The organism is Duganella vulcania (genome assembly GCF_009857655.1).
In the GTDB taxonomy this organism is placed as follows: domain Bacteria; phylum Pseudomonadota; class Gammaproteobacteria; order Burkholderiales; family Burkholderiaceae_D; genus Rugamonas; species Rugamonas vulcania.
The window spans coordinates 1-22,215 of record NZ_WWCX01000045.1 but is presented as its reverse complement, the minus strand read 5'-3'; the positions used below and the strand labels follow the sequence as shown (position 1 = coordinate 22,215).

The window sequence follows — 22,215 nt, the reverse complement described above, 5'->3', positions numbered from 1 at the left end:
TCCCATGCGGTTACTGCTAATAGAAGACGATCCTATGATCGGCGAGAGCATGGAGGAAGCCCTGCGCAGCGAATGCTATGCCGTGGATTGGGTACGTGATGGGTTGACGGCGGAAATGTCAATACGGCAGGATATCTATGATTTGCTAGTACTGGACTTGGGCCTGCCCGGGCGCCAGGGTATGGATGTATTGCGACGATATCGCGCTCAAGGTGGGGAGACACCGGTATTGATCGTTAGCGCGCGCGATGCCACTGCGATGCGCATTGAAGGACTGGACGCCGGTGCTGACGATTATCTGGTCAAGCCTTTTGACGTGGACGAACTGCTTGCGCGCATACGCGCGGTTCTCCGCCGGCGTGGTAGTCGTACCAACTCGATGGTGTCGCATGGTGGTTTGACGCTAAATCTAGCCGGACACGAAGCGACATTTGACGGCGCGGCGTTGCACTTGTCGTCTCGTGAGTTTGGAGTGCTACGGGCGCTTATCGACAACCCGGGCGAAGTATTGTCCAAGACTCAGTTGGAAGAAAAAATCTACGGTTGGGGCGAGGAAATCGAAAGCAACACGATCGACGTCTATATCCATCATTTACGTAAAAAACTGGGCAGCGATTTCATCAAGAACGTGCGAGGCGTTGGCTACAAGCTGGCCAGCATTGTATGAAGTCGATCCGTGCCCAACTGCTGGCGGGATTGTTATTTGGAACCGTTCTCTGTACCTCGGCGGCGGCGTTTCTGGTGTACCGAATGGCGGACCATGAGGCGGACGAACAATCTGATCTCCGCTTACGTCAGGTTGCCTGGGCCCTGCCGTTATGGCTGGGGGACGAGGTCAAAGTGCCTAAAGAAGCGGATTCCGACGACGCGGTGTTGGTACAGGTTTGGAATGGTCCGAGCAGGCAGATATACCTGTCCGAACCGTCGCAGGCGCTGCCCCGCCAGCCGACGCAAGGCTACCGAACAATCGCGGCACAAGGAGAGCGATGGCGGGTGTATGCGGAGCAGCGGTCGAACTACTTCGTGCAGATAGCACAGCCGATCTCGACCCGTCAGCGGGTGGCCGCCCACATGGCGCTGCGTATCGTGCCTCCGCTGCTGCTGTTGTTGCCAGCGCTCGCGGCGATAATCTGGGTTGTAGTCGGCAAGGCGACCGAACCGTTGGAACGGATGGCACAGGCGGTGCGCGGGCGCTCTCCGAGCGCGCTTCAGCCATTGGAAGTGAGCGGGCTGCCGTTGGAGTTGCTGCCGATCGTGACGTCGCTCAATGGGCTGCTGCTGCGGATCGACAGCGCGATGTCGGCGCAGCGTAATTTTGTCGCGGATGCCGCGCACGAACTGCGGTCGCCACTCACCGCACTCAAGCTCCAACTGCAATTAGCTGAGCGCTCAACGGATGAAGCGCAGCGGGCGGCATCATTTCGTAAATTGCACGAGCGGCTGGAGCGCTCGATTCACCTAGTGCAGCAATTGCTGACCTTGGCTCGCCATGAGCAGACGCGGTCGCCTCCTGTAAGCCTGTCGGTCGATTTGATGACGATGGCACGACAAGTTGTAGCCGATCATTCCATCTATGCCGAGAGTAAGGCGATTGACTTAGGCATGGTGGTCGCCACGCATACGCTCGTAGTGCGAGCGCATGCGGAAGGGTTGCAGGTCATGCTGAACAATCTCGTCGACAACGCCCTACGTTACACGCAGTTGGGTGGGCAGGTTGATGTGCTGGTTGGAGTAGAGAGTGGTAAGCCCTATCTGAAGGTTGTTGACAACGGACCGGGCGTCCCAGAGCTCGAGCGAGGGCGGATCTTTGACCGCTTTTACCGACCCGATGGGAACGCTGTATGGGGCTGTGGTCTTGGCATGTCCATCGTAAAAAATGTCGTTGATAGTCATGGCGCGGAAATCGAGTTGACCAACAACCCTTGCGGAACTGGGTTGGTGGTCACGGTGCGGCTGCCGTTCGCAGCGTTGGCTTAACATTCGACGTCGATTTAACACGCACTTAATTCTCTTGTAAGTACGCTGTACGTATCGTTTTGTTTTCGTTTGGATATCGCCTATGTTAATGGCCTGTAAAATACTACGGCTGCGTTACAGCTTTTTGTTGGCTGGCGTATTTGTGTCCGCCTGCTCAACCTACCAGCCGCTGCCACTACGGGAGGGCAAGTGGAATGGCCTAGTCGTAGATACCCGTAGTCTGCCGTTTGCGCCGATGGCCGCGCATCACTTTGATCCCGACGATGGCCTTGATATCGTCGAAGTGGCAATGTTCGCGGTGGTCAACAATCCCGATTTGCGGCTGGTACGTGACGATGCAGCAATCGCGCACGCGCAATCTTTTTCTGCCGGCTTGCTTCCTGACCCGCAGTTATCACTCAGTGGCGACCTGTCCAACAGCGCAGGGGCTGGCGCCACCAAGGCGTTCAATGCCGGTCTGAACTATGACATCACCAGTCTCCTGACGCATAGTGCGCTGCATCGCGCCACCGAAAGCGATGCTGCCAAAACCGACCTCACGTTGCTGTGGCAGGAGTGGCAGGTGGCATCGCAGGCGCAACTACTGTTCGTCAAGGTGGTGCAAGGCCGCAAGCAGATGACGGTATTGAATGACACGCGCCGGCTGTTCGCCGACCGTTACGAGCGCACGCGCCGGGCGCTCGACAGCGGTCTGGTGAACAGCGATGCCGTCACCCCTAACTTAGCGGCGCTTCAGGATGTGGACCGCCAGCTGTTTGATCTGAAAAAGCTGCAAAACCAGGCTGTCCATGAACTGAACGCTTTGCTGGGACTGGCGCCAGATACGGTGCTGATATTCCAGCCAGTCGGCGACCTCGGTACGGTCGATGCGGCGTTGGCGCAGTCGGCGTTGGCCGATATTGCACGGCGGCGTCCCGACCTGCGCGCTCTGCAGGCCGCGTATCAAGCGGAGGACCAGCGCTATCGCAGCGCTCTGCTGGCGCAGTTCCCGGCGTTGACCCTTGGTTTTACACGCGCACGCGATTCCAGCGACGTCTATTCAAGCGGGGTCGGCATCACGATGTCGCTGCCGTTCCTGAACCGTAATCGCGGCAACATCGCGATCGGGCAGGCCAGCCGGCAGAAAGCTTACGACGAGTATCAGGTGCGAGTGCAGGCCGCGCGTAGCGACGTCCAACGCATCCTGGAGGAACAGGCGCTGAACTTGGCGCAGGCTGCTAGGTTGGATGCCGATTTACAGGATCAGTCGAAAGTACTGGCGCGCAGCGACCAGGCCTTCCGCACCGGCGATGCCGACGTGTTGGCCTACGCCTTGGCGCGTTCGGCGCTGCTGGCCAGGCAACTGGAGCGCATCACCTTGGAGCAAGCAGTGCTGGAGCAGCGGGTCGCTTTGAGCACAGTGCTCGGCATTGATATGACCAACCTTGAAAGTACTAAACCATGACCCGAATGACATTGATCGGCGGGGCGCTGTTGCTGGCCCTGACAGCCGGCGGCGCCTGGTGGTATTCCCACGCCGGCGGCGCGAGCGCGGCGGCTGGCGACGAAGAGGCCGGGGGCGGCAGCGTGCTGGTGCAGACAGTCAAGGTGAGCATGCAGCCTCTGCCTTTGACCATGAGCGTGTTCGGCGATATCGCCGCAGGCAAGGTCGAGTCGCAAAGCCTGCCACAGGCCGGTCAGGTGACCCGGATGGCCGTCGTTGCAGGACAATCGGTGCGCCGTGGCGACTTGCTTGCCGTCCTGTCCAGCGATCCGAATGGACTGTTGGCCTATGAACAGGCGTCCAGCGCGTTGGAATTCGCCCGGCATGAGCTAAAACGGCAGCAGGATTTGCTGGCCTTGCAGCTGTCCACGCAATCTCAGGTGGATGCCGCCGCAAAGGCGGCGGCTGATGCCAAGGCCATGCTGGCGGCACAGGCTCGCCTGAACGGCGCCCACGGTTCGGTTGATCTGATCTCGCAGTTCGACGGCGTGGTCGTCGCCATGCCTGTCGCCCAGGGCGACCGCGTGGCACCCGGCGCCACCATTGTGCAGCTGGGGCGCACCGATACATTGAAGGTCTTGCTTGCGGTCGAGCCCGCACGCGTCGGCGAGCTGAAAACCGGCATGAAAGTCACGCTCGCGCCACTTCAGGAGGGTGCGCCGGCCGCTACCAGCACTATCACCTCGATACAGAATATGATCGATCCGAAGACGCAGATGGCTGGAGCGATCGCTTTGTTGCCCGCACTGGCGCAGGCGCGGATGGCGGTCGGGACGCATCTGCAGGGTGTGATCGAGCTCGGCAGCCGTTCGGCATGGTCTGTGCCGCGCCAGGCGGTGCTGGTGGACGACCAGGGAGCATATCTGTTCCAGGTGGCGCATGGCAAGGCGCGCCGCGTGGCAGTGCGCAAACTGATCGAGACCGACCGGGTTGTGGGCGTCGAAGGCGTGCTCGATGCGGCGCTGCCGGTGGTGGTGCTGGGGAATTATGAATTGCAGGATGGCGGTGCCGTGCGCGGAGGCACGCCATGAGCGTCGCGGCATGGGCGCAGTCGCACCGCCGCTCCATCCTGTTCCTGCTTCTGATGCTGGCGATGGCGGGGATGGTGGCGGCCTTCCATCTGCCAGTGTCGCTGTTCCCGACCATTTCGTTCCCGCGTGCAGTGGTGTCGCTCGATGCGGGCGATCAACCGGCCGAACAGATGGAAATGCTGGTCACGCGGCCGGTGGAGGAGGCGGTGCGGCGCGTACCCGGCGTGCGCAACCTGCGTTCGACCACCAGCCGCGGCTCGGCTGAAGTATCAATCAATTTTGATTGGGGCCGGGACATGGCCGCCGCCACGCTGGAGGTCAACGCCGCCATCGCCCAGATTCTCGGCCAGCTGCCCGCTGGCACGCAGATGACGACGCGGCGCATGGATCCGACGGTGTTTCCGATCATTGCCTACAGCCTGGTATCGAGCACGCTGTCGCCGGTGCAGCTGCGCGACCTGGCGGAATATCAGCTTCGGCCGTTGCTGTCCAGCGTCAACGGCGTGTCCAGTGTGCAGACCATGGGCGGCGCGCTGGAGGAATATCGCGTGACGGTCGATCCGGCCCGCCTGCGTGCCCACGACCTGACGCTGGACGAGGTGGCGCGCACGTTAGCGGCCACCAACGTGTTGTCGGCGGTGGGCCGGTTGGAGGATCACTATAAGCTGTATCTGGTGATGTCCGATACCCGGCTGCAAAGCCTGGTCCAGATCCGCCAGACCGTGTTGCGCAACGCCGCCGGGGCCATAGTGAGGCTGGCCGATGTCGGCACGGTTGAGCAGGCGGTGGTGCCAGAATGGACGCGTGTGACCGCTGATGGCCGTGATGCCGTGCTGTTCTCGGTGTACCAGCAACCGGGCAGCAACAGCGTGCAGATTGCCGCCGACATCAAGGCTAAGTTGGCTGAATACCAGCACAATATTCCGGCCGGGGTGCACGTCGCCAGTTGGTATGACCAGAGCGAGCTGGTGACGGAATCGGCTAGCAGCGTACGCGATGCGGTGCTGATTGGTATCGGTCTGTCCGCCATGGTGCTGCTGGTGTTCTTGCGTAACGTTAAGGTGACTATGATCGCGGTGGTGGTGGTGCCGGCGGTGCTGGCCAGCACGGTGCTGCTATTGTCAGTCCTTGGTATGAGTTTCAACATCATGACGCTGGGCGGTATGGCGGCGGCGGTTGGGCTTATCATCGACGATGCCATCGTTATGATTGAACATATAATGCGCCGCCTGCAGGGGGGGCAGGGTGAAATGCACGAGCGGGTGGTTACGGCGGCAATTGAATTCACCCGTCCCCTAGCCGGATCCAGCGCTTCGACGCTGGTGATCTTTGCGCCTCTAGCTTTCCTCAGCGGCGTGACCGGTGCCTTCTTCAAAGCGCTGTCGCTGACCATGGCGGCAGCTCTGTTCATTTCCTTCCTGTTAACTTGGCTGGCCGTTCCGCTGTTAGCTGAGCGCTTCCTCAAGGCGCGCGATGCCGAGCCGCACGTGGAATCACGCCTGCTGCTATGGCTTCAGCGCCATTACCGTAGAGCGCTAGAGGCTCTATTCCGTCGCCCGTTGCTGGTGGTGCCGGCGGTGGTGGCGCTGGTGATGGTTGGCATCCTGGCATTCCGGGCGGTCGGATCGGGCTTTATGCCGGCGATGGACGAGGGCGGCTTCGTCCTAGACTACCGTAGCCAGCCCGGCACCGCGTTGTCGGAAACCGACCGCCTGCTGCGACAGGTTGAACAGATTGTGCGCAATACCCCCGATGTGGAAAGCTACTCGCGCCGCACTGGCACTGGCCTGGGCGGCGGCCTGAGCGAAGCGAACAGTGGAGATTTCTTCATTCGCCTCAAGGTGGCCAACCGGCGTCCTGTCGAAGCGGTGATGGACGATATCCGGGGCCGGGTTGAACACGATGTGCCCGGCCTGACGATAGAAATGGCGCAGCTGATGGAAGACTTGATCGGTGACCTGACGGCGGTGCCGCAGCCGGTTGAAATCAAGATTTTCGCCGACACGCCCGAACAGCTAAATCGCGCGGCGCAGAAGGTCGCCGCGCGCATCGCGAAAATAAATGGCGTGGTCGATGTCCGTAACGGCATCAATCCGGCCGGCGATGCACAGTTGATACACATCGATCCGATCAAGGCGGCGCAGGAGGGGACCGATGTCGATGCGATCAGCAAGTCGGTCGATGCAATGCTCAACGGCGTGGTGGCGACGCGCGTGGCCGTCGGTTCGAAAATGGTCGGCTTGCGCCTGTGTATACCCAAGGCCTTGCGCAGCACGGATACGGCGCTGCTGCAGCTGCAAATCCGCGCGCCGGACGGCCATCTATTCCCCTTGCAGAGGGTGGCGACGATGCAGGCCGTCACCGGCCAGCCGCAGATCGCCCGCGAAAACCTCCAGCGCATGGTGGCGGTGACCGCACGCATCAGCGGGCGCGACCTGGGTTCGGTGATCGCCGACGTCAAGCAGTCCATGGCGCAGCCGGACGCACTGCCGGTCGGCGCGTATTTCACGCTGGGCGGGCTGTATGAGCAACAGCAGATCGCCTTCCAGGGGCTGTTGATGGTGTTCGCCGCGGCTGCCGCGCTGGTGTTCTTGCTGCTGCTGTTTATGTACGAGAGCTTCCGCATCGCGCTGTCCATCCTGGTGACGGCGTTGCTGGCGGTGTCCGCGGTGTTCGCCGGCCTGTGGATCAGTCGGACGGAGCTGAATATTTCCGCGATGATGGGCATGACCATGATCATCGGCATGGCCACCGAGGTGGCGATCTTCTACTACTCGGAACAACAGGACCTGTTGCACACCATGCCGATGGAACAGGCGCTGGTCGAAGCCGGCATCAACCGCATGCGGCCGATTGCGATGACCACACTGGCGGCGATCCTGACTTTGCTGCCGCTGGCCTTCGCCATCGGTAAGGGTTCCGAAATGCAGCAACCGCTGGCCATAGCGATCATTTCCGGCTTGGTAGTGCAATTGCCGCTGGTTCTGTTGCTGATGCCGGTGCTGGCCCATGTGACGCGCAACCGGAGTCGCGCGTAAGGGCGCAGTGTGAGCGCTCTCGTCACAAGGGCAGGTTTCGCGTGGCATCAGTTCACCTCAGCAATGCTGCCGGCCACCAGCAAGCCGGTGACCGCTGCGGACAGCGTGCGATATTTGCTCTCCAGAGTGAGACGCGAAATTGAGTGTCCCAAAGTCTGGCCGCGCGGATTTAGCGGTCGCTGAGCCCGCGCCAAACCATTCGCTAATGGGCCGTTAATTCTGGACCGCTATCGACGACAAATTTCAACCGACTCATCTTCTTAAAGGTATTGCATGTCTTAACAACCTTCCGCGACCGGCGCCATGGTCAACAAAGTGCCCGCCGCCGTGCTGAGCTTCTGGCTCATCAAGGTAATCGCCACCACCGTCGGCGAGACCGGCGCAGATTACCTCGCGGTCAACGCCGGACTGGGCGCAGCCGTCACCGGCTGCATCACCGCCACGCTGCTGGCCATTGCGCTGGCGGCGCAACTGCGCAGTAGACGCTTCGTGCCGTGGCTGTACTGGTTATGTGTGGTGCTACTCAGCGTAGCCGGCACCCAGATTGCAGATGCGCTGACCGACGGCTTGGGCGTAAGCTTGTACCTCAGCACAGGTGTGTTCGCTGTCATGCTGGCACTGTTGTTTGCGGCCTGGTACAGGCGCGAGCGCACGTTGTCAATTACCACCATCAACACCGGCCGCCGCGAGCGCTGTTACTGGGCGGCTATCCTGTTGACCTTCGCGCTGGGCACGGCAGCCGGCGACCTGGCCACGGAGGAACTGGCGCTGGGATTCCGACTGGGCGTGGTGGTATTTGGCGCGCTGATCGCCGTCATCTATGCCGCCAACCGTAGCGGAGCAAATGCGGTGCTGACGTTCTGGCTGGCCTACATCTTAACGAGGCCGCTGGGAGCCTCGCTGGGTGACCTGCTGTCGCAATCGACCGAGTACGGCGGCATCGGCTGGGGCACGGTCAACACCAGCATCGTGTTTCTGCTGGCGATCGCCGCGCTGGTGGCGATGGTGAGCCGCAGGCCGGTCGCCATCCATTCGAACTGACTTTTTAACCTGAGGGAAGAATTATGCAAACCAAGCACTTCAAACGTCGCATCATCGTGGCCGGCGCCGTCGCCTTCCTGGTCGCGGGCATCGCTCCATCGAGCCCTTGGCTGACAGCCGCACGAGCTGTTAGTAGCGCCAGGCTGGGTGACCTGGGCAAATTCCGCGCCATTGCCCAGGTTACTGCCGTGCTCGTGGATGCTGGCGACTTGGCCGGCGGCAAGAAGCGTATCAAAGACCTGAAGAAGTCGTGGGACGAAGCGGAAGCTGGCCTGAAACCGCGCGCCGCAACCGAGTGGCATGTGATCGACAAGGCGATCGACAAGGCGCTGGATGCGCTGCGCGTAATTCCTCCTGACGCCGCAGCCTGCAAACGAGCCATGGTCGAGCTGCTGGCGGCCCTCGACAAGGCCCAGGCGAAATAGACGCTTCAGCGGCCGAACCAAATTACGCCCCGGAGCTCCGTCAGCGTTCGTCGAACTGCATGGTCTAGGGGTACGGTTTCGCCCACGCGGCGCGCCACTGCGGTAACGATCGACAACTCAGTTCCGATCTGGTGTGTGCGTCGCCCAGTGTACGGAATGGGCGCGGCCGTGCCACCCACTAGCGCGCAAGGCGGCGCCGGATGACGGGTAGCCGCCTTAGGGCAGCGGGGTGGCCTGGACTATCTGACTATCGATTGCGTCGAAGTGGTGGACAGGTAACAGCTGGTTCGACCGGAACCACGACGGTGCTGGAAGTTATCTGCTACGCATAAGCTGTCTGACGCTGTCCGCCGCCCGCTCAATATCCGGGGACTGTGCGTCAGATAATTCTGGCACCGGTAGTCTCTGTAGTCCCAGAAGTTTGCGCTACACGCGAAACCCACGCCGCGTCGGACAGCCTGTTCATGTACGTCGACGCGCCTGGTGACCCGCCAGGTGGCAGCAAGCCGGCCAAAGCCCTTGAGTGGCTTCGTCGCACCAACAAGGACAGTTCTGTCAATCCCTTGTCCGTCCTTGGCAAGTCGATCGAAGGCATATGGACGCGCCGCCAAACCGGTGGGATGACGGCACAGATAAACACAAAATCGAGAATGTCCTGGAACACTGGAACCTGCGCTACGCACAGGGCGGCCATATTTCAACCGCTGCGTCGGCTGCTTCATCGTCCAGAACCCTCGAAGAACTGCTTAAGACGTTCGCCTATCGCGCTGTCGACGAAAAGTTTTCACGCGCGCTTGCCAAAGTTCAATCGGATCCCCGCGAAGCGGTATCCGCAGCCCGCAATATATTGCAATCTTTCTGCAAGTTGTACATTGCCGAGAACGAATTGGAAATGCCGGCAAAGCAAGATATCAAGTCGCTCTGGTCGGTCGTAAGCAAGCACTTGGGGTTCGATCCTTCAGCCGTTGCCGATACCGACCTGCAGACCATCCTCAGCGGGATGATTGTCGTGGTAGAAGGTATCGGGGTGCTTCGAACATTTGCTAGTTCCGCGCATGGTCGCGGGTCGACTTCCAATCGTCTTGAGCCGCGCCATGCGCGATACCGCTCATATAGGCGCTGGTCTTGCCCAGCGTCTCGATGCGCAGCTGCTTGGCCAGCGTCCACAGCACAGGCTGGGGCACAGCCAGCGGGTCGTCCAGGAACGTACCCAGGTAGCGTACGGTCCCGAGCTGGACGGCGAAGCCCAGCCGATTGTGCGCACCGCGCTTCTGTGCGATCAGCGCATGGTCGGTGTCGTCCAGATGGAAATATCGGGCAAGGTCATGGGGCGACGGTGGGCCAGCGTAGCGGCCGTAATTTTCGCGCTGGTCGTTCGAGAGAAAGTTAACTGGCATCGGATATCCTGGTGAGCTGAAACCGCTTCATTATGCCGCGAGTCAACGGATCGCTGAGACGGGCGTCTCAGTAAACGGAATAGCCGAGGCACGCAAAGCTAATGTGCAGCGGCTCAGTGCCAGCTAAGTCATCTCCCGTAGTCTCTCCGTTGGGGGTGTTTGGCGAAAGAGTAATTAAAGTACGCCAAGCCTTTGGAATTGGCAGTAACGGCCTGATTGTTCCATTGTCCGAATTCACCGGGTCCCGATTTCAATCAACTCGATAGGAGCATCATCATGATCGCATCAAAGAAACACGTAATGTCCTTGCTGGGTCTTGTTTTAACCGTGGCAGCAGCTAATGTGTTCGCCTACACGGGCCAGGAACTGGCCAAAGAAGCAAAAATCAATATCGAGCAAGCGCGAGCGATTGCTCTCAAGGCTCATCCCGGAAAAATCACCGATGAGGAACTGGAACAGGAGAAAGGTGGTAGCGGCCTGCGCTATTCCTTCGACATTCGAAACGGCAAAGTCACGCAGGAAGTAGGTGTCGATGCCAAAACTGGCAAACTGTTGGAGAACGCGCCAGAAGGACCCAACCCGGACTAACTGGCTCGTGAGTTGCTGCCGCGAAAAACAGCTGTGGCCTATGCCTGGGCTAAGTTTGTCCTGGCATACTTGCCTCAAAATCCACTCGCCAATGGCCGGACAACCCCATGAATACGCTAACCACACCTTCCGCATCAAACTTGCTCAACAAGGTCCCTGAAGTAACGCTCTCGTTCTGGATTATCAAGATTATGTCGACGACGGTCGGAGAAACCGGTGCCGACTTTCTGGCTGTCAACGCAGGCTTCGGCCAAGGCGTGACTCGTGCAGTGATGGGTGCGCTGTTGGCTGTTGCCTTACTCATGCAGTTGCGCACGCGGCGCTACACGCCCTGGATTTACTGGCTCACGGTTGTTCTGGTTAGCGTGGTTGGTACCCTGATTACTGACCTGCTCACCGATGGGCTAGGCGTGAGCCTGTATGTCAGTACGTCGGCATTTGCCGTGGCTCTGGCAGGGATTTTTGCGGTTTGGTTTTGGGTGGAGCGCACTTTGTCCATCCATAAGATTTTCACACGGCGCAGGGAGTTGTTTTACTGGTCTGCCATCCTCTGTACGTTTGCACTTGGCACAGCGGCAGGTGACTTGGCGACCGAAGCGCTCGGTCTTGGCTTCACATGGGGGGCGGTGTCGTTCGGCACACTGATCGCTATCACCTATGCGGCATGGCGCGTGGGCGGCAACGCCGTGCTTACCTTCTGGGTTGGCTACATCCTGACACGCCCCTTCGGTGCCGCACTCGGCGACCTGCTGACGCAGGCCAAGACCTATGGGGGTCTCGGCATGGGTGCCATGTGGACCAGCGCTCTATTCCTGACCGTGATCGTAATGCTGGTGGCCGTCGCGCAGTTCAGCGTTGGCAGCCGCATGAATGCACAAGCCGCCGAATAACCTCTACCCAATAACTCAAGGAAAAATCATGCGTCATCTGCATTCGCTGACCCGCCCCGTTGCCGCACTATCGGCCATCGCTCTCTTGGCTCTTGCGGCCGGCTGTTCAAAGTCCACCGACACCAGTACGGCAGGCTCTGCCTCATTAGCAACAAGTCAGACCACCTCCGTGCCGCAGGCAAAGACCGCATCCAAGCTGGGCGACCTGTCTGCGTTTCGGACCATCGCCGCAGATGTTGCCGCCATCGTGGATAAAGGCGATCTGCCAGCAGCGAAAACACGGATCAAGGATTTGGAGGTCGCATGGGACTCGGCGGAAGCAGGCTTGAAGCCTCGTGCAGCGGATGATTGGCACATGCTCGACAAGGCCATTGACCGCGCCCTTAGCGCGCTACGTGCAGATGCGCCCAATCAAACCGACTGCAAGACCGCTATGTCGGAGCTACTAAAAATATTTGAATCACCTCAAGCGACTAATTGAGGGAGACGATATGAATACAACAACAAGACATGCGCTAACCAAGGTTCCAGAAGTGACATTGATCTTCTGGATCATCAAGATCGCCGCCACTACTCTCGGTGAAACAGGCGGCGACGCCGTCTCGATGTCGATGAATCTGGGCTATCTGATTGGCACGATCATTTTTGCGATAATATTTATCGCTGCGGTCATTGCTCAGATTAAGGCAAAGCAATTTCATCCGTTTCTTTACTGGACGACGATCATTGCAACCACCACGGTCGGCACGACTCTCGCCGATTTCGCGGATCGCTCCCTTGGCATTGGTTATGCCGGCGGGTCGTCCCTGCTTCTCACCTTGCTGTGCGGTTCTCTGTTCATATGGCATCGAACGCTAGGCTCAGTTTCGGTCAGCACGGTCAGTTCGCCGAAGGCCGAGATGTTCTATTGGGTAACCATCATGTTTTCCCAAACGCTGGGGACTGCATTGGGCGACTGGACAGCCGATACCGCTGGATTTGGCTACACCGGAGCGGCCATTGTGTTCGGCGCGTTGTTGGTGTTGGTCGTTGCAGCTTACTATTGGACAAATGTGTCGCGAACCCTGCTTTTTTGGGCAGCATTCATTTTGACCCGCCCGCTCGGTGCCGTGGTGGGTGATTTTCTGGATAAGCCGCTCAGTGCAGGCGGATTGGCCCTGAGTCGTTATTCAGCGTCAGCGGCACTATTCGCCTTCATCCTGACCAGCATTTTGCTATTCAAGCAAAGAGCCGCCAGAACGGCGCATTGAATCATCTGTCGGAGGGGAAATGCGGGTATTGCTGGTTGAAGACGACGCAATGATTGGCGAAGCCATCCAGGAAGCGCTGAAAGACGCTTCTTACGCTGCCGATTGGGTAAAAAACGGTCAAACCGCCCTCACGACACTGGATTGCCAGCACTATGACCTGGTGCTGCTCGATCTTGGCCTTCCGGGTAAGGACGGGTTGGAGGTGCTCACCAGTATTCGCGCCAAAGACAATCCGGTTCCACTGCTCATCATCACCGCCCGCGACGGCCTTGATGATCGACTGCGCGGCCTGGATGGCGGGGCCGATGACTACGTGCTCAAGCCCTTTGCGATGGCCGAGCTGCTGGCCCGAATGCGTGCCGTGCTCCGGCGCAAGGGAGGGAGCGCAACGCCCACGCTCAACAACGGCGTCGTGTCGCTCGATCCGGCAACGCGGGAAGCGGCAGTCAACGATAGCCCTCCTATACAACTTTCTAACCGCGAGTTCGCCTTGTTGCAAGCCTTGCTGGCACGCCCCGGCGCCATTCTTTCCCGTAGTGATTTGGAAGACCGCATCTACGGATGGGGCGAAGAGGTCGAGAGCAACGCCGTCGAATTTCTGATCCACGCACTACGGCGCAAACTGGGCAGCGAAGTCATCAAGAATGTCAGGGGGGTTGGATGGATGGTTTCAAAAAACGCTTGAACGAATCGGTTCAGCTCAAGCTGTCATTTTCGCTGTCGCTGACCATTTTGATCATTGCCCTGGTGGCGGGCATCTTTTCTTTCGTATCCGCGTTCGACGAAGCCCACGAGCTACAGGACGACATGCTGCGCCAAGTTGCGGCGTTGTTTGATCGGCAACACCTCCCGCTTGCACGTCTTGGAAACGATGGAGGCGCCAAAGACAGCGATGAAGAGTCGCGCGTCATCGTCCAGTATCTAATAGATAGCAGCAAGGCTGGGAAAGAGGATGCGGGAGCACCGCTGCCATTACCGACCGCGCTGTCTGATGGACTCCATACGCTAGATGTTGGTAACGAGCCGTTCCGCGTGCTGGTTAAGACAACGGCCAACGGAGATCGGATCGCCGTGGCGCAGGAAACCAGCGTTCGCGATGAAATTGCACGCGATAGCGCTTTTCGCACCTTAATGCCGTTTCTGATTTTGGTTCCCGTTATGCTTTTGATCGTGGCTGACCTTGTTCGCAAGATGTTCCGACCCATCGCTACTTTGTCGGAGGAAATCGACCAACGCGCCAAACAAGAATTACATCCCGTCGAGGAAAGCCATCTTCCCGCCGAAATACGCCCGTTCGTGGTGGCGATCAACCGTCTGCTTGTACGCGTTGACCAGTCAATGGAAATCCAACGCCGGTTTGTCGCGGATGCGGCGCATGAGCTTCGGTCACCATTGACGGCTTTCTCACTGCAAGCGGAACGACTGGCCCAGTCGGAGATGTCAGACGTTGCACGTGAACGTCTCACGACTCTGCGTCGAGGCATAGAGCGCGGACGGAACCTGCTGGATCAGCTTCTCACCTTGACCAAGGCTCAGGCTGCGCTAGACAGGCCCAAGTCGTCTGTTTCGGTGCAGCACGTCTATCGACGCGTGCTGGAAGACCTTATGCCTCTGGCCGAGGCCAAGCACATCGACATTGGCGTCGAAGGAGAGCAGGATGCCCAACTCTGGGTTAACGAGGTGGACGTGATTGCCGTGGTCAAAAACTTGGTTGATAACGCCATTCGCTACACGCCGGATGGTGGCAGGGTTGATCTTTCTGTCACCACGGGGGAAGGCCGTGCAATACTGAGAATCCAAGACTCAGGGCCAGGTATTCAAGTTGTCGAGCGGGAGCGGGTGTTTGATCCGTTTTATCGCACCCTTGGGAGCGACCAAGTCGGGTCAGGTCTGGGCCTTTCAATCGTCAAGGCAGTCACAGACCGGATCGGCGCTGAGCTTCAACTAGGGTTCTCAGATGAAGTGAGGCACTCCGGCCTGTGCGTCTGTGTGCTCGTGCCGCTGGCTAAAGCACTTTAAGGAAATATGTGGCGACATCAACCGGCTGGTACTTTTGGGCAATTCTGTCCGCCGTTTTTGCGGCGCTGACAGCCATTTTTACCAAAATTGGCATTCAGGGTGTCGATTCCGATCTGGCCACCTTAATCCGAACGTGGGTATTCCGGACGAACGTGACCAGTGATTCGTAAGTGTCAGCGGAACCCAGTCACCGCAACGCTGCGTACAAATCGATGATCTTACGCAGCAGCCCCGGCGAGACGCGCCATTGCTCCCCGTCACACAGTAGCGAGCACGACGTCGCGTTGATGCGTGTGACGGTGCCGATGCGTTCGCGCAGATGCTTGTCGGTGAAGCTGACCGTGTCGCCGAGTTTGAACGCGGTCGCATCAACGGGGCGCTGTGGCATGGGAGGCATCTTCTTAAGCTGCCCCGCCAAGCCCGATTCACGAAGGATCGACTTGGCGTCCTTGTTCTGAACTTGGGCCAGCAGCTGGTCGATCAGCTCAACTGGAAATGGATACGGCTCTTTCTTTTTGCGAGGTTTCTTGGTGGTCATCGTGTCGGTCATGGAACATCCCTTTCGGTATTATTTCATGACCCCGCTTCACACAGAAATTCTTACAGGCTCCTATGGTGCCGTCCGTCGAATTTCGATAGTCACAGGCGCGGTCACTGGCTGTGCTTTTTCCGGTGTTCGCAGCGCCCGCCTCGCATCCCGCAAAACGCCAAATGCGGTACTCAAGAACAACCCGGCGATAATGCTTCCTACAAGAATGTCCGGCCAACCTGAAACCACCAGGTAACTGCTTCCGGCAGCTAGCAAGACGCCGACGTTTGCGATCAGATCATTTCGGGAACAAAGCCAAGTTGAGCTCATATTCAGGTTGTCGGCTCGATGGCTGTACAGTAAATAGAAACACACTAGGTTTGCAGCGAAGGCAATTGTGCCGACGGCACCCATCGCTTCTACGACAGGCATCGTCGGATAAATCACTTTGTAGGTCGCTTCTGCCAACACGCCCAGCCCAAACAGCAACATGAAGCTGCCTTTTATTAAAGCTGCGCCGGCTTGCCACCTGGTTGATCTTGCCAGTACAAACAGGCTGAAGCCATAGACGAGCGAATCACCCAGCATGTCGAGCGCATCGGCCATGAGTGACGTCGAACCGGCGTACAGCCCCGCAACACCTTCGACGATGAACATGGCGGCATTGATTGCCAGTACAGCCCACAAGACACGGCCATGACTCGTTCTAAGCGCATCAATTTCGCAGCTTTTATCTTCGCAACAACTTGACATGGTGTTCTCCGTGTAGTCCGCCTCATTATGCCACTCGGCAGCTCTACATTAGTTGCAAGCGTGTGGCGGCTGCACGAGCTTGATGGCTACCATCGCCGACGCCATACTGGACTGCGAAATGCGGCCCTACCGTTTCACGCCGACCGGCGATTTTCGCGTGGCCAACGGCCAAAACAGCCAAAGGGGAGAAAAACATCGACCCATCGTGACCGCAAGGATTAGAATTTGACCGCGTAACTCCATTTCATGCGCAGTGGTCACGTTTCGCGGAATGACTGGTCACGTTCGCCGGAATACGCACGAACGGCAATCATCATTGTCGTACTGTCGGTGTTCGTGGCTTATACGAGCAATTGGTCCAACCCCTTCGAGCTTTCGTCGAAGAACTGGTTGTTCCTTGGATTGTCAGGCCTAGCCACGGGCGCGGCTTGGGTCTGTTATTTCCGGGCACTCAAGATAGGTGAGGCCTCCAAGGTCGCCCCGGTAGACAAGTGCAATTGACATCGCCAACCCGCTCTAGACTGAGTAACCTACAGAGAGAATATTCACTATGCAAAAAGCCTCAGGAAAAGCCGAAGCGCAGCCTGTGCCCTTAAAGTCGATAACTGCGAAAGTTCCTGACATCGCCACCGCGTCGGTTTCCGATACGCTAGCCGCTCTGCATGTGAACCCGGACACCGGACTCGCGCGCGCTGAAGTGGATACTCGCCTCAATGAGGAGGGCTACAACGAAGTCGCGGAAAAAGTGAAGCATCCGGTCCTTAAATTTCTCGGAAAATTCTGGGGAGTCTCGGCATGGATGCTTGAACTGATTATGGTGCTGTCCGTGGTGCTCGGCAATTACTCTGATCTCGCTGTGGTCGGGGCGTTACTGGTTGTCAACGCGGTGCTAGGATTTATGCAGGAGCACCGTGCCGAGGGAGTTGTTGAGGCACTGCGGAAACAGTTGCAGGTCAGTGCGCGCGTGCGTCGCGATTCAAGCTGGCAGGTTATTCCGGCCCGCGAGCTGGTTCCCGGCGATATCGTTCGCGTTCGATCCGGCGACGTTATTCCGGCAGACGTGAAGCTTCTTACTGGAGCGTTGAGCGTGGATCAGTCGACTCTCACAGGCGAGTCCAACGATGCAGACAAGGCGCCCGGCGACGTTCTGTCGTCGGGCTCTGTTGCCCGTCGGGGAGAAGGCAACGGCGTGGTGATACTGACTGGGGCAAGGACCTACTTCGGCCGAACAACTGAGCTTGTGCAGGTGGCGCGCCCGAAACTTCACATCGAAGCAGTCGTGGCTAAGATTGTCCGCTGGCTCTTTGTCATTGTCGGCGTTCTGCTCGGCGTAGTGGTCGCATTGTCGGTGATCCGTGGCGTGCCAATGATCGAAATGATGCCGCTCACGCTCGTTTTGCTCATGAGTGCGGTGCCGGTCGCTCTCCCTGTCATGTTCACGGTCAGTATGGCCCTTGGGTCGAAGGAGCTGGCCAAGCGAGGGGTGCTGGTCACCCGTCTGAGCGCCGCTGAGGATGCCGCGACGATGGACATGCTCTGCGTGGACAAAACGGGAACCATCACGATGAACCAGCTCGCCGTTACCGGCGTGATTCCGCTGGAGAAAGCTACGGAAGCTGATGTGTTGTTCGCAGGCGCTCTCGCATCGCAAGAGGCCAATCAGGATACCATCGATCTGGCATTCCTCACCGCCGCAAAAGAGCATCACGTCTTCGACGGCCTGCCCGCTGTGACACCGATTTCTTTCGCACCTTTTGATGCGAAAAGCCGGCGGACGGAGGCCGTGGTCGAACAAAACGGGCAGCGGCTATGCGTGATGAAAGGCGCCGTGCGCACTATCGCCGAAGCTTGTGGACTAAGGCCGCCTGAAATCGTGGCGCTGGAGCAACGCGTTAGCGCGGCGGCTGCGAAGGGCTATCGGACATTGGCGGTAGCCCGTGGCCCCGAGAAGGGCATTCCGGCTTTGGTGGGGCTGGTGTCGCTCTATGACCCGCCGCGATCCGACGCCAAGCAACTCATCGCCGCACTCCTAGACATCGGTGTTCAGGTAAAGATGCTCACCGGCGATGCATTGCCGGTGGCGCTTGAGATTGGTTCAGGAGTTGGGTTGCCCAACATCAGGCGCGTGGGCGATTTGAAAGCGGCGGGCACTGGGACCGGCAGCGAGGCCATTGATCTCTTGGCGAGTGTGGATGGTTTTGCCGAGGTATATCCAGAGGACAAGTACATCGTTGTGCAGCATTTGCAGACCGCAGGGCACGTAACAGGTATGACGGGCGATGGCGTCAACGATGCGCCTGCTCTTCGTCAGGCAGAGGTGGGGATCGCCGTCAGCACAGCAACCGACGTGGCCAAGGGCGCCGCGAGCGTTGTTTTGACCGAGCCGGGTTTAACTAATATCTTGACGCTGGTCCAACAAGGGCGGACAATTTATCAGCGTATTTTGACCTGGATTATCAACAAGATTAGCCGGACCATCCTCAAGGCCGCGTTCGTGTCAATTGCCTTCGTGGTGACCGGCAAGTTCGTTGTCTCGGCTTTCGCGATGTTGCTGCTGGTCTTCCTGACGGACTTCGCGAAGATCTCCCTCGCCACCGATAACGTTCGGCCATCCAAGAAGCCGGAGACTTGGAACATCGGGGGCTTCATCACCGTATCCGTGGTGCTCGGGATCGCGATGCTTGCAGAAACGCTCTTCCTTTTGTGGGTCGGCTGGACACGATTCGGTTTGTCGACCGACAATAACGCGCTCTACACTTTCAGCTTTCTCCTGCTGCTCTACTTCGCTGTATTCTCAGTCGTGTCCGCGCGCGAGCGCCACTGGTTCTGGTCTACCCTCCCCAGCAAGGCGCTTATGCTGGCCCTTGCCGCCGACGCCATCACGGGCACTTTACTGACGTTTGTGGGAATCAAGGGACTCACGCCTTTGCCCTGGTGGGCGACGCTCGCAGTCTTTGCGTATGCCATGGTCTCGTGCCTAGTCTTGAACGACGCCCTAAAGGTCGCGATGATCAAGTGGCGCATCTTGAACGTCATGGTTTTGAAACCTGTGCCTACCCCGGCGCCGGCGAAAGAATAGACATGAGTTGAAGTGACGGATATTTCAACAATTCTGGCGGACGACCAGGGGCCAGAGGCTTAACCCGGCTTTCCGTTCCACTGCACCTCAAACCCCTAATTGCGCCATGGCCGGCGCCGTTTCGGGCGGACCATCTGTGATCGCAAGCCGTCGGGGACGAACAGAATGACGTTGTGCGGTTTGTCGGCGCCGTGCGCTGCCATGCTGAGGGCCGCTCCGGCAACCAACACTGCCAACCGATTGATTCGTAATTTCATTGAAGTTCCAAAAAAGCCAGCAATGCGTCCATCGGTGCTGGCAAGATAATCGAGATAGCGGGCAATATGCTTGAATGAATTGCAGAAATCAAGCACAAACTTCCATGGGCCGGTTTCGATTAATTTCAGAAAAAGTCTCGCATCACGTTATAGTCCGGTCACAATCAAGGGCCAGAATCGGAGCTCTTTTTTTAAATCCGAATTTTTCATCACTTCAGACCCTTTAGGATATCAATTCCTGTGCGACACATCATGATGGTGCTGATGACCCTCCATGGCGTCGGTGCCGTGGTCTGACAGCTGAGCGTCGAACCACTTGTGCAAGGCCGCCACCATCACGGGGTTGGATGTCCGATAGTTGAGCTCGGCTCCGCCGTCTACATCTCGGTAGTCGATGGCAATTTGGGCTTGCTTGGTCGAACGAAGTTCTTCCAACCCAGGCATGGTCTTGCCGTGAATGTGCGAAGGGCCCGAAAAGTCGCCTTGGAGAAACTGCTGTTTTATCTCGTGCAGATGCACCCTCACTAGCTTCGTCTGGTCCGCGTCCGCAATGTTCTTCGCGACGACGCGCTGGATTCCTCCCTCTGCGGTCTTAGTGAAGATGTGGGTTGTCGCTGCGAGGCTGAACGGCATGACTTCCTTGCCTCGCTCCGCGACCTCGGCTTGGCGCTGGGCGTCGGCAGCAATGGCCAATTGAGGGAAAGTGGAAGCGATAGCGACAGCCAGGGCGATAGTGATCTTTTTCATGAGCGATGCGTCCAATAGGTGGGAATTGAGTATGCCAAGCCATCAAGGTATCCCTTGTGGAATGCCTCTGGTACGTTAATGTCCGATGAATCGGCTCGACTAGGTTATGATCCAGATCATGTTTAAGGTTGGAGTTCACAATGCGTTCACTCGACGGTTTGCCGCCGGAGTTGCTTGGATTCGACCCCGTTTTGATCGCGGCCACGAAAGAACTACAGTATCCGCCTGGCCGAGTGCTGTTCCGCACCGGAGACCGACCCCGCTGGTTATTCTTTATCTTGCAGGGTCAAGCGCTGCTGCAGCGGGTCACTGTTTAAGGAACATCCGTGACGTTGCAAAGGACGAATCGTGGCTTCCTGGCAGAAGCGAGTTTGACCACGTCCGCATACCACTGCGAAGCCATGTGCAAAAGCGAATGTCAGATTCTGGCCTTCCCCTTGAAGGAACTTCGCGATGCCATTGACAGACATGCCCCGACGAGATGGGCATGGATCACCTTGCTGAGCACACAGTCAAGACAGCAACGGCTCCGCATCGAGCGATTGGCGCTTAATTCGCTGCGGGACCGGCTCAAACATCTGGTCTACACTGAGGGCAACACCAGGGGGAGCTACGACGTTACAAGTACACGGGCAGCGCTCGCTGGTGAACTGTGCGTGACTCCAGCGGCGCTATATCGAACTTTGGCATCGCTTCATGCCGAAGGAGTCATTTCGTTAGGTCCGACGACAATCTGCTGGCGCGACGGATAAGTGGATAAATGGACCGGACTGTAAGTTCAAAACAGGACTACGCCCGCGTATCGACCGATGACCAGAACCTGGACTTGCAGCGCGATGCGTTGCAGGCGGCCGGCTGCGAGCGCGTCGTTGAGGAGATGGTGAGCGGTGCCAGGGCGGACCGCACCGGACTGGGCATTCGCAGGAGCAGGCTGCGCTTCCAAGGTCGGGCGCCGCCGCCTGCAAGAAAACATCGGCACCGGAGCGAGCGGCGGCAAGCTGGTCTTTCACCTGTTCGGCGCACTGGCCGAGTTCGAGCGCAAGCGGATCCGCGAGCGCAGCCAGGCCGGTCCGCTCGCGGCGCGTGCGCGCGCCCGCATGGGCGGATGGCGGAAGGCCCTTGATCCGGGCAGGCTCGCGCTTGGAAGATCCCGCCCTGGATGGTCGTGCTCTGCTGCGGCACCACAGGCTGGGTACTAGCCATCCTGTTCTGGTTGGCGATTTCCGTGTCATGTGTAGAAGCGTCATGTGTAGGACGGCAATGTCGTTGTTGGGCCGACTACCCGGGAAGCAGGTGCGAAAACAAGGCCTGAGCATCGGTGCCGGCAGCTGCCGTCACCGTCACATCGATCGACACCGCCGTGCGACTTACCGCGTAACTCATGAAGCTGCAGCATTGTTGTTCCTGCAAAACCATCGTATCGACGTCGTCCGCCGCATCGAGTCGGTATGACAGGTTCAGGCGCGGCCCGGCTAATTGATGACTTAGCAGCGCGCGCGACGTCAAATCACGCAGCCAGGCGGCGCGTTCTTTGAAATTCTCAGCCGACAATGTGCATGCGATCGGCGCGGGCTTGCCAACATTGATCGCGTCCCACGGAGTGGTGTATGAGTTGTGATTCCTGGGAGGCTGGGCTCCCGCTCAGTTAATGACGGCCGACAGCCGTGCAGGCTGAGCATCACATAGCGACTGCAAGCCTTCGAGTTGCATG

Annotated in this window: 21 protein-coding genes and 4 pseudogenes; 19 read left to right on the top strand and 6 right to left on the bottom strand. The window is 58.6% G+C overall.

Features of this window, described 5'->3' with window-relative positions:
- Positions 1–4 precede the first annotated feature (4 nt).
- From GTP90_RS21470 to GTP90_RS37630, 8 genes and pseudogenes are all read left to right on the top strand, one after another.
- Positions 5–667, top strand: coding sequence for a response regulator (locus GTP90_RS21470; protein WP_161085452.1), 663 nt, complete (start codon positions 5–7; stop codon positions 665–667).
- Entirely contained in the window at positions 664–1,977 is a 1,314-nt protein-coding gene (locus GTP90_RS21465; RefSeq protein ID WP_161085451.1) for an ATP-binding protein, read from the top strand. Before GTP90_RS21470 ends, GTP90_RS21465 begins: the two co-directional genes overlap by 4 nt.
- Before the next feature lie 82 nt (positions 1,978–2,059).
- Entirely contained in the window at positions 2,060–3,421 is a 1,362-nt protein-coding gene (locus GTP90_RS21460) for a TolC family protein (RefSeq protein ID WP_161085450.1), read from the top strand.
- Positions 3,418–4,491 (top strand): efflux RND transporter periplasmic adaptor subunit, encoded by a 1,074-nt coding sequence (locus GTP90_RS21455; protein WP_161085449.1) that lies wholly within the window; start codon positions 3,418–3,420, stop codon positions 4,489–4,491. The genes GTP90_RS21460 and GTP90_RS21455 overlap by 4 nt, the downstream gene beginning before the upstream one ends.
- Complete coding sequence (locus GTP90_RS21450) at positions 4,488–7,529, top strand: efflux RND transporter permease subunit (protein WP_161085448.1); 3,042 nt, start codon at positions 4,488–4,490, stop codon at positions 7,527–7,529. Before GTP90_RS21455 ends, GTP90_RS21450 begins: the two co-directional genes overlap by 4 nt.
- Positions 7,530–7,832: 303 nt before the next feature.
- Positions 7,833–8,570, top strand: a complete 738-nt coding sequence (locus tag GTP90_RS21445; protein ID WP_161085447.1) for a COG4705 family protein — start codon at positions 7,833–7,835, stop codon at positions 8,568–8,570.
- A 23-nt stretch (positions 8,571–8,593) separates the two neighbouring features.
- Positions 8,594–8,995 carry a histidine kinase gene (locus GTP90_RS21440; RefSeq protein ID WP_161085446.1) on the top strand — a complete coding sequence of 134 codons (402 nt, stop codon included), beginning with the start codon at positions 8,594–8,596 and terminating at the stop codon, positions 8,993–8,995.
- A 595-nt stretch (positions 8,996–9,590) separates the two neighbouring features.
- Positions 9,591–10,040, top strand: a pseudogene (locus GTP90_RS37630) (abortive infection family protein); the annotation flags it as partial.
- A gap of 94 nt (positions 10,041–10,134) precedes the next feature.
- Here the strand turns inward: GTP90_RS37630 and GTP90_RS21430 are convergent.
- Positions 10,135–10,392: pseudogene (locus GTP90_RS21430) on the bottom strand (DUF4158 domain-containing protein); the annotation flags it as partial.
- A gap of 276 nt (positions 10,393–10,668) precedes the next feature.
- Between GTP90_RS21430 and GTP90_RS21425 the strand changes: the two are divergent.
- The 6 genes from GTP90_RS21425 to GTP90_RS21400 all read left to right on the top strand — a co-directional run bounded on the left by GTP90_RS21425 (position 10,669) and on the right by GTP90_RS21400 (position 15,139).
- On the top strand, positions 10,669–10,980 hold the full coding sequence (locus GTP90_RS21425; RefSeq protein ID WP_161085445.1) for a PepSY domain-containing protein: 312 nt from the start codon (positions 10,669–10,671) through the stop codon (positions 10,978–10,980).
- 107 nt (positions 10,981–11,087) lie between these two features.
- Positions 11,088–11,870, top strand: coding sequence for a COG4705 family protein (locus GTP90_RS21420; RefSeq protein WP_161085444.1), 783 nt, complete (start codon positions 11,088–11,090; stop codon positions 11,868–11,870).
- A 28-nt stretch (positions 11,871–11,898) separates the two neighbouring features.
- On the top strand, positions 11,899–12,351 hold the full coding sequence (locus GTP90_RS21415; RefSeq protein WP_161085443.1) for a hypothetical protein: 453 nt from the start codon (positions 11,899–11,901) through the stop codon (positions 12,349–12,351).
- A 10-nt stretch (positions 12,352–12,361) separates the two neighbouring features.
- On the top strand, positions 12,362–13,120 hold the full coding sequence (locus tag GTP90_RS21410) for a COG4705 family protein (RefSeq protein ID WP_161085442.1): 759 nt from the start codon (positions 12,362–12,364) through the stop codon (positions 13,118–13,120).
- A 19-nt stretch (positions 13,121–13,139) separates the two neighbouring features.
- Positions 13,140–13,805 carry a response regulator gene (locus GTP90_RS21405; protein WP_161085441.1) on the top strand — a complete coding sequence of 222 codons (666 nt, stop codon included), beginning with the start codon at positions 13,140–13,142 and terminating at the stop codon, positions 13,803–13,805.
- Positions 13,781–15,139 (top strand): ATP-binding protein, encoded by a 1,359-nt coding sequence (locus tag GTP90_RS21400; RefSeq protein WP_161085440.1) that lies wholly within the window; start codon positions 13,781–13,783, stop codon positions 15,137–15,139. The genes GTP90_RS21405 and GTP90_RS21400 overlap by 25 nt, the downstream gene beginning before the upstream one ends.
- Positions 15,140–15,536: 397 nt before the next feature.
- On the opposite strand, the pseudogene GTP90_RS21395 reads toward GTP90_RS21400, so the two are convergent.
- Together GTP90_RS21395 and GTP90_RS21390 are read right to left on the bottom strand one after the other, a co-directional pair.
- Positions 15,537–15,689: pseudogene (locus GTP90_RS21395) on the bottom strand (IS256 family transposase); the annotation flags it as partial.
- A gap of 60 nt (positions 15,690–15,749) precedes the next feature.
- The gene (locus GTP90_RS21390) at positions 15,750–16,421 is read right to left on the bottom strand and encodes a cation efflux transmembrane domain-containing protein (protein ID WP_161085439.1); all 672 of its coding nucleotides are present in this window, start codon (positions 16,419–16,421) and stop codon (positions 15,750–15,752) included.
- Positions 16,422–16,667: 246 nt separating this feature from the next.
- On the opposite strand from GTP90_RS21390, the gene GTP90_RS37040 reads away from it, so the two are divergent.
- Complete coding sequence (locus GTP90_RS37040; RefSeq protein ID WP_443093309.1) at positions 16,668–16,922, top strand: EamA family transporter; 255 nt, start codon at positions 16,668–16,670, stop codon at positions 16,920–16,922.
- Between the two features lie 49 nt (positions 16,923–16,971).
- Positions 16,972–19,500 (top strand): plasma-membrane proton-efflux P-type ATPase, encoded by a 2,529-nt coding sequence (locus GTP90_RS21380; protein ID WP_175048176.1) that lies wholly within the window; start codon positions 16,972–16,974, stop codon positions 19,498–19,500.
- Positions 19,501–19,595: 95 nt separating this feature from the next.
- Here the strand turns inward: GTP90_RS21380 and GTP90_RS21375 are convergent, their stop codons facing one another.
- Both GTP90_RS21375 and GTP90_RS21370 read right to left on the bottom strand, forming a co-directional pair.
- Positions 19,596–19,853 carry a hypothetical protein gene (locus tag GTP90_RS21375; RefSeq protein ID WP_161085438.1) on the bottom strand — a complete coding sequence of 86 codons (258 nt, stop codon included), beginning with the start codon at positions 19,851–19,853 and terminating at the stop codon, positions 19,596–19,598.
- A 135-nt stretch (positions 19,854–19,988) separates the two neighbouring features.
- Positions 19,989–20,504 (bottom strand): aspartate carbamoyltransferase, encoded by a 516-nt coding sequence (locus tag GTP90_RS21370; protein WP_161085437.1) that lies wholly within the window; start codon positions 20,502–20,504, stop codon positions 19,989–19,991.
- A 140-nt stretch (positions 20,505–20,644) separates the two neighbouring features.
- Between GTP90_RS21370 and GTP90_RS21365 the strand changes: the two genes are divergently transcribed.
- From GTP90_RS21365 to GTP90_RS37730, 3 genes and pseudogenes are all read left to right on the top strand, one after another.
- A complete protein-coding gene (locus GTP90_RS21365) occupies positions 20,645–20,821 on the top strand; it encodes a cyclic nucleotide-binding domain-containing protein (protein WP_161085436.1) in 177 nt (58 codons plus the stop codon).
- 443 nt (positions 20,822–21,264) lie between these two features.
- A pseudogene (locus GTP90_RS37735) lies at positions 21,265–21,360 on the top strand (hypothetical protein); the annotation flags it as partial.
- 31 nt (positions 21,361–21,391) lie between these two features.
- Positions 21,392–21,703 (top strand): recombinase family protein, encoded by a 312-nt coding sequence (locus tag GTP90_RS37730; protein ID WP_443093308.1) that lies wholly within the window; start codon positions 21,392–21,394, stop codon positions 21,701–21,703.
- A gap of 79 nt (positions 21,704–21,782) precedes the next feature.
- On the opposite strand, the gene GTP90_RS21355 is transcribed toward GTP90_RS37730, so the two are convergent.
- The gene (locus GTP90_RS21355; RefSeq protein ID WP_161085435.1) at positions 21,783–22,055 is read right to left on the bottom strand and encodes a hypothetical protein; all 273 of its coding nucleotides are present in this window, start codon (positions 22,053–22,055) and stop codon (positions 21,783–21,785) included.
- Positions 22,056–22,215: the final 160 nt, after the last annotated feature.

Bases quoted from the DNA above. Each gene is read 5' to 3' on its own strand.
- GTP90_RS21405 (WP_161085441.1), top strand. From the start codon at position 13,140: ATGCGGGTATTGCTGGTTGAAGACGACGCAATGATTGGCGAAGCCATC.
- GTP90_RS21420 (WP_161085444.1), top strand. From the start codon at position 11,088: ATGAATACGCTAACCACACCTTCCGCATCAAACTTGCTCAACAAGGTC.
- GTP90_RS21470 (WP_161085452.1), top strand. From the start codon at position 5: ATGCGGTTACTGCTAATAGAAGACGATCCTATGATCGGCGAGAGCATG.
- GTP90_RS21380 (WP_175048176.1), top strand. From the start codon at position 16,972: ATGCAAAAAGCCTCAGGAAAAGCCGAAGCGCAGCCTGTGCCCTTAAAG.
- GTP90_RS21410 (WP_161085442.1), top strand. From the start codon at position 12,362: ATGAATACAACAACAAGACATGCGCTAACCAAGGTTCCAGAAGTGACA.
- GTP90_RS21415 (WP_161085443.1), top strand. From the start codon at position 11,899: ATGCGTCATCTGCATTCGCTGACCCGCCCCGTTGCCGCACTATCGGCC.
- GTP90_RS21365 (WP_161085436.1), top strand. From the start codon at position 20,645: ATGCGTTCACTCGACGGTTTGCCGCCGGAGTTGCTTGGATTCGACCCC.
- GTP90_RS21440 (WP_161085446.1), top strand. From the start codon at position 8,594: ATGCAAACCAAGCACTTCAAACGTCGCATCATCGTGGCCGGCGCCGTC.
- GTP90_RS21370 (WP_161085437.1), bottom strand. From the start codon at position 20,504: ATGAAAAAGATCACTATCGCCCTGGCTGTCGCTATCGCTTCCACTTTC.
- GTP90_RS21455 (WP_161085449.1), top strand. From the start codon at position 3,418: ATGACCCGAATGACATTGATCGGCGGGGCGCTGTTGCTGGCCCTGACA.
- GTP90_RS21425 (WP_161085445.1), top strand. From the start codon at position 10,669: ATGATCGCATCAAAGAAACACGTAATGTCCTTGCTGGGTCTTGTTTTA.
- GTP90_RS21465 (WP_161085451.1), top strand. From the start codon at position 664: ATGAAGTCGATCCGTGCCCAACTGCTGGCGGGATTGTTATTTGGAACC.
- GTP90_RS21390 (WP_161085439.1), bottom strand. From the start codon at position 16,421: ATGTCAAGTTGTTGCGAAGATAAAAGCTGCGAAATTGATGCGCTTAGA.
- GTP90_RS21450 (WP_161085448.1), top strand. From the start codon at position 4,488: ATGAGCGTCGCGGCATGGGCGCAGTCGCACCGCCGCTCCATCCTGTTC.
- GTP90_RS21445 (WP_161085447.1), top strand. From the start codon at position 7,833: ATGGTCAACAAAGTGCCCGCCGCCGTGCTGAGCTTCTGGCTCATCAAG.
- GTP90_RS21460 (WP_161085450.1), top strand. From the start codon at position 2,060: ATGTTAATGGCCTGTAAAATACTACGGCTGCGTTACAGCTTTTTGTTG.
- GTP90_RS37040 (WP_443093309.1), top strand. From the start codon at position 16,668: ATGCGCAGTGGTCACGTTTCGCGGAATGACTGGTCACGTTCGCCGGAA.
- GTP90_RS21400 (WP_161085440.1), top strand. From the start codon at position 13,781: ATGGATGGTTTCAAAAAACGCTTGAACGAATCGGTTCAGCTCAAGCTG.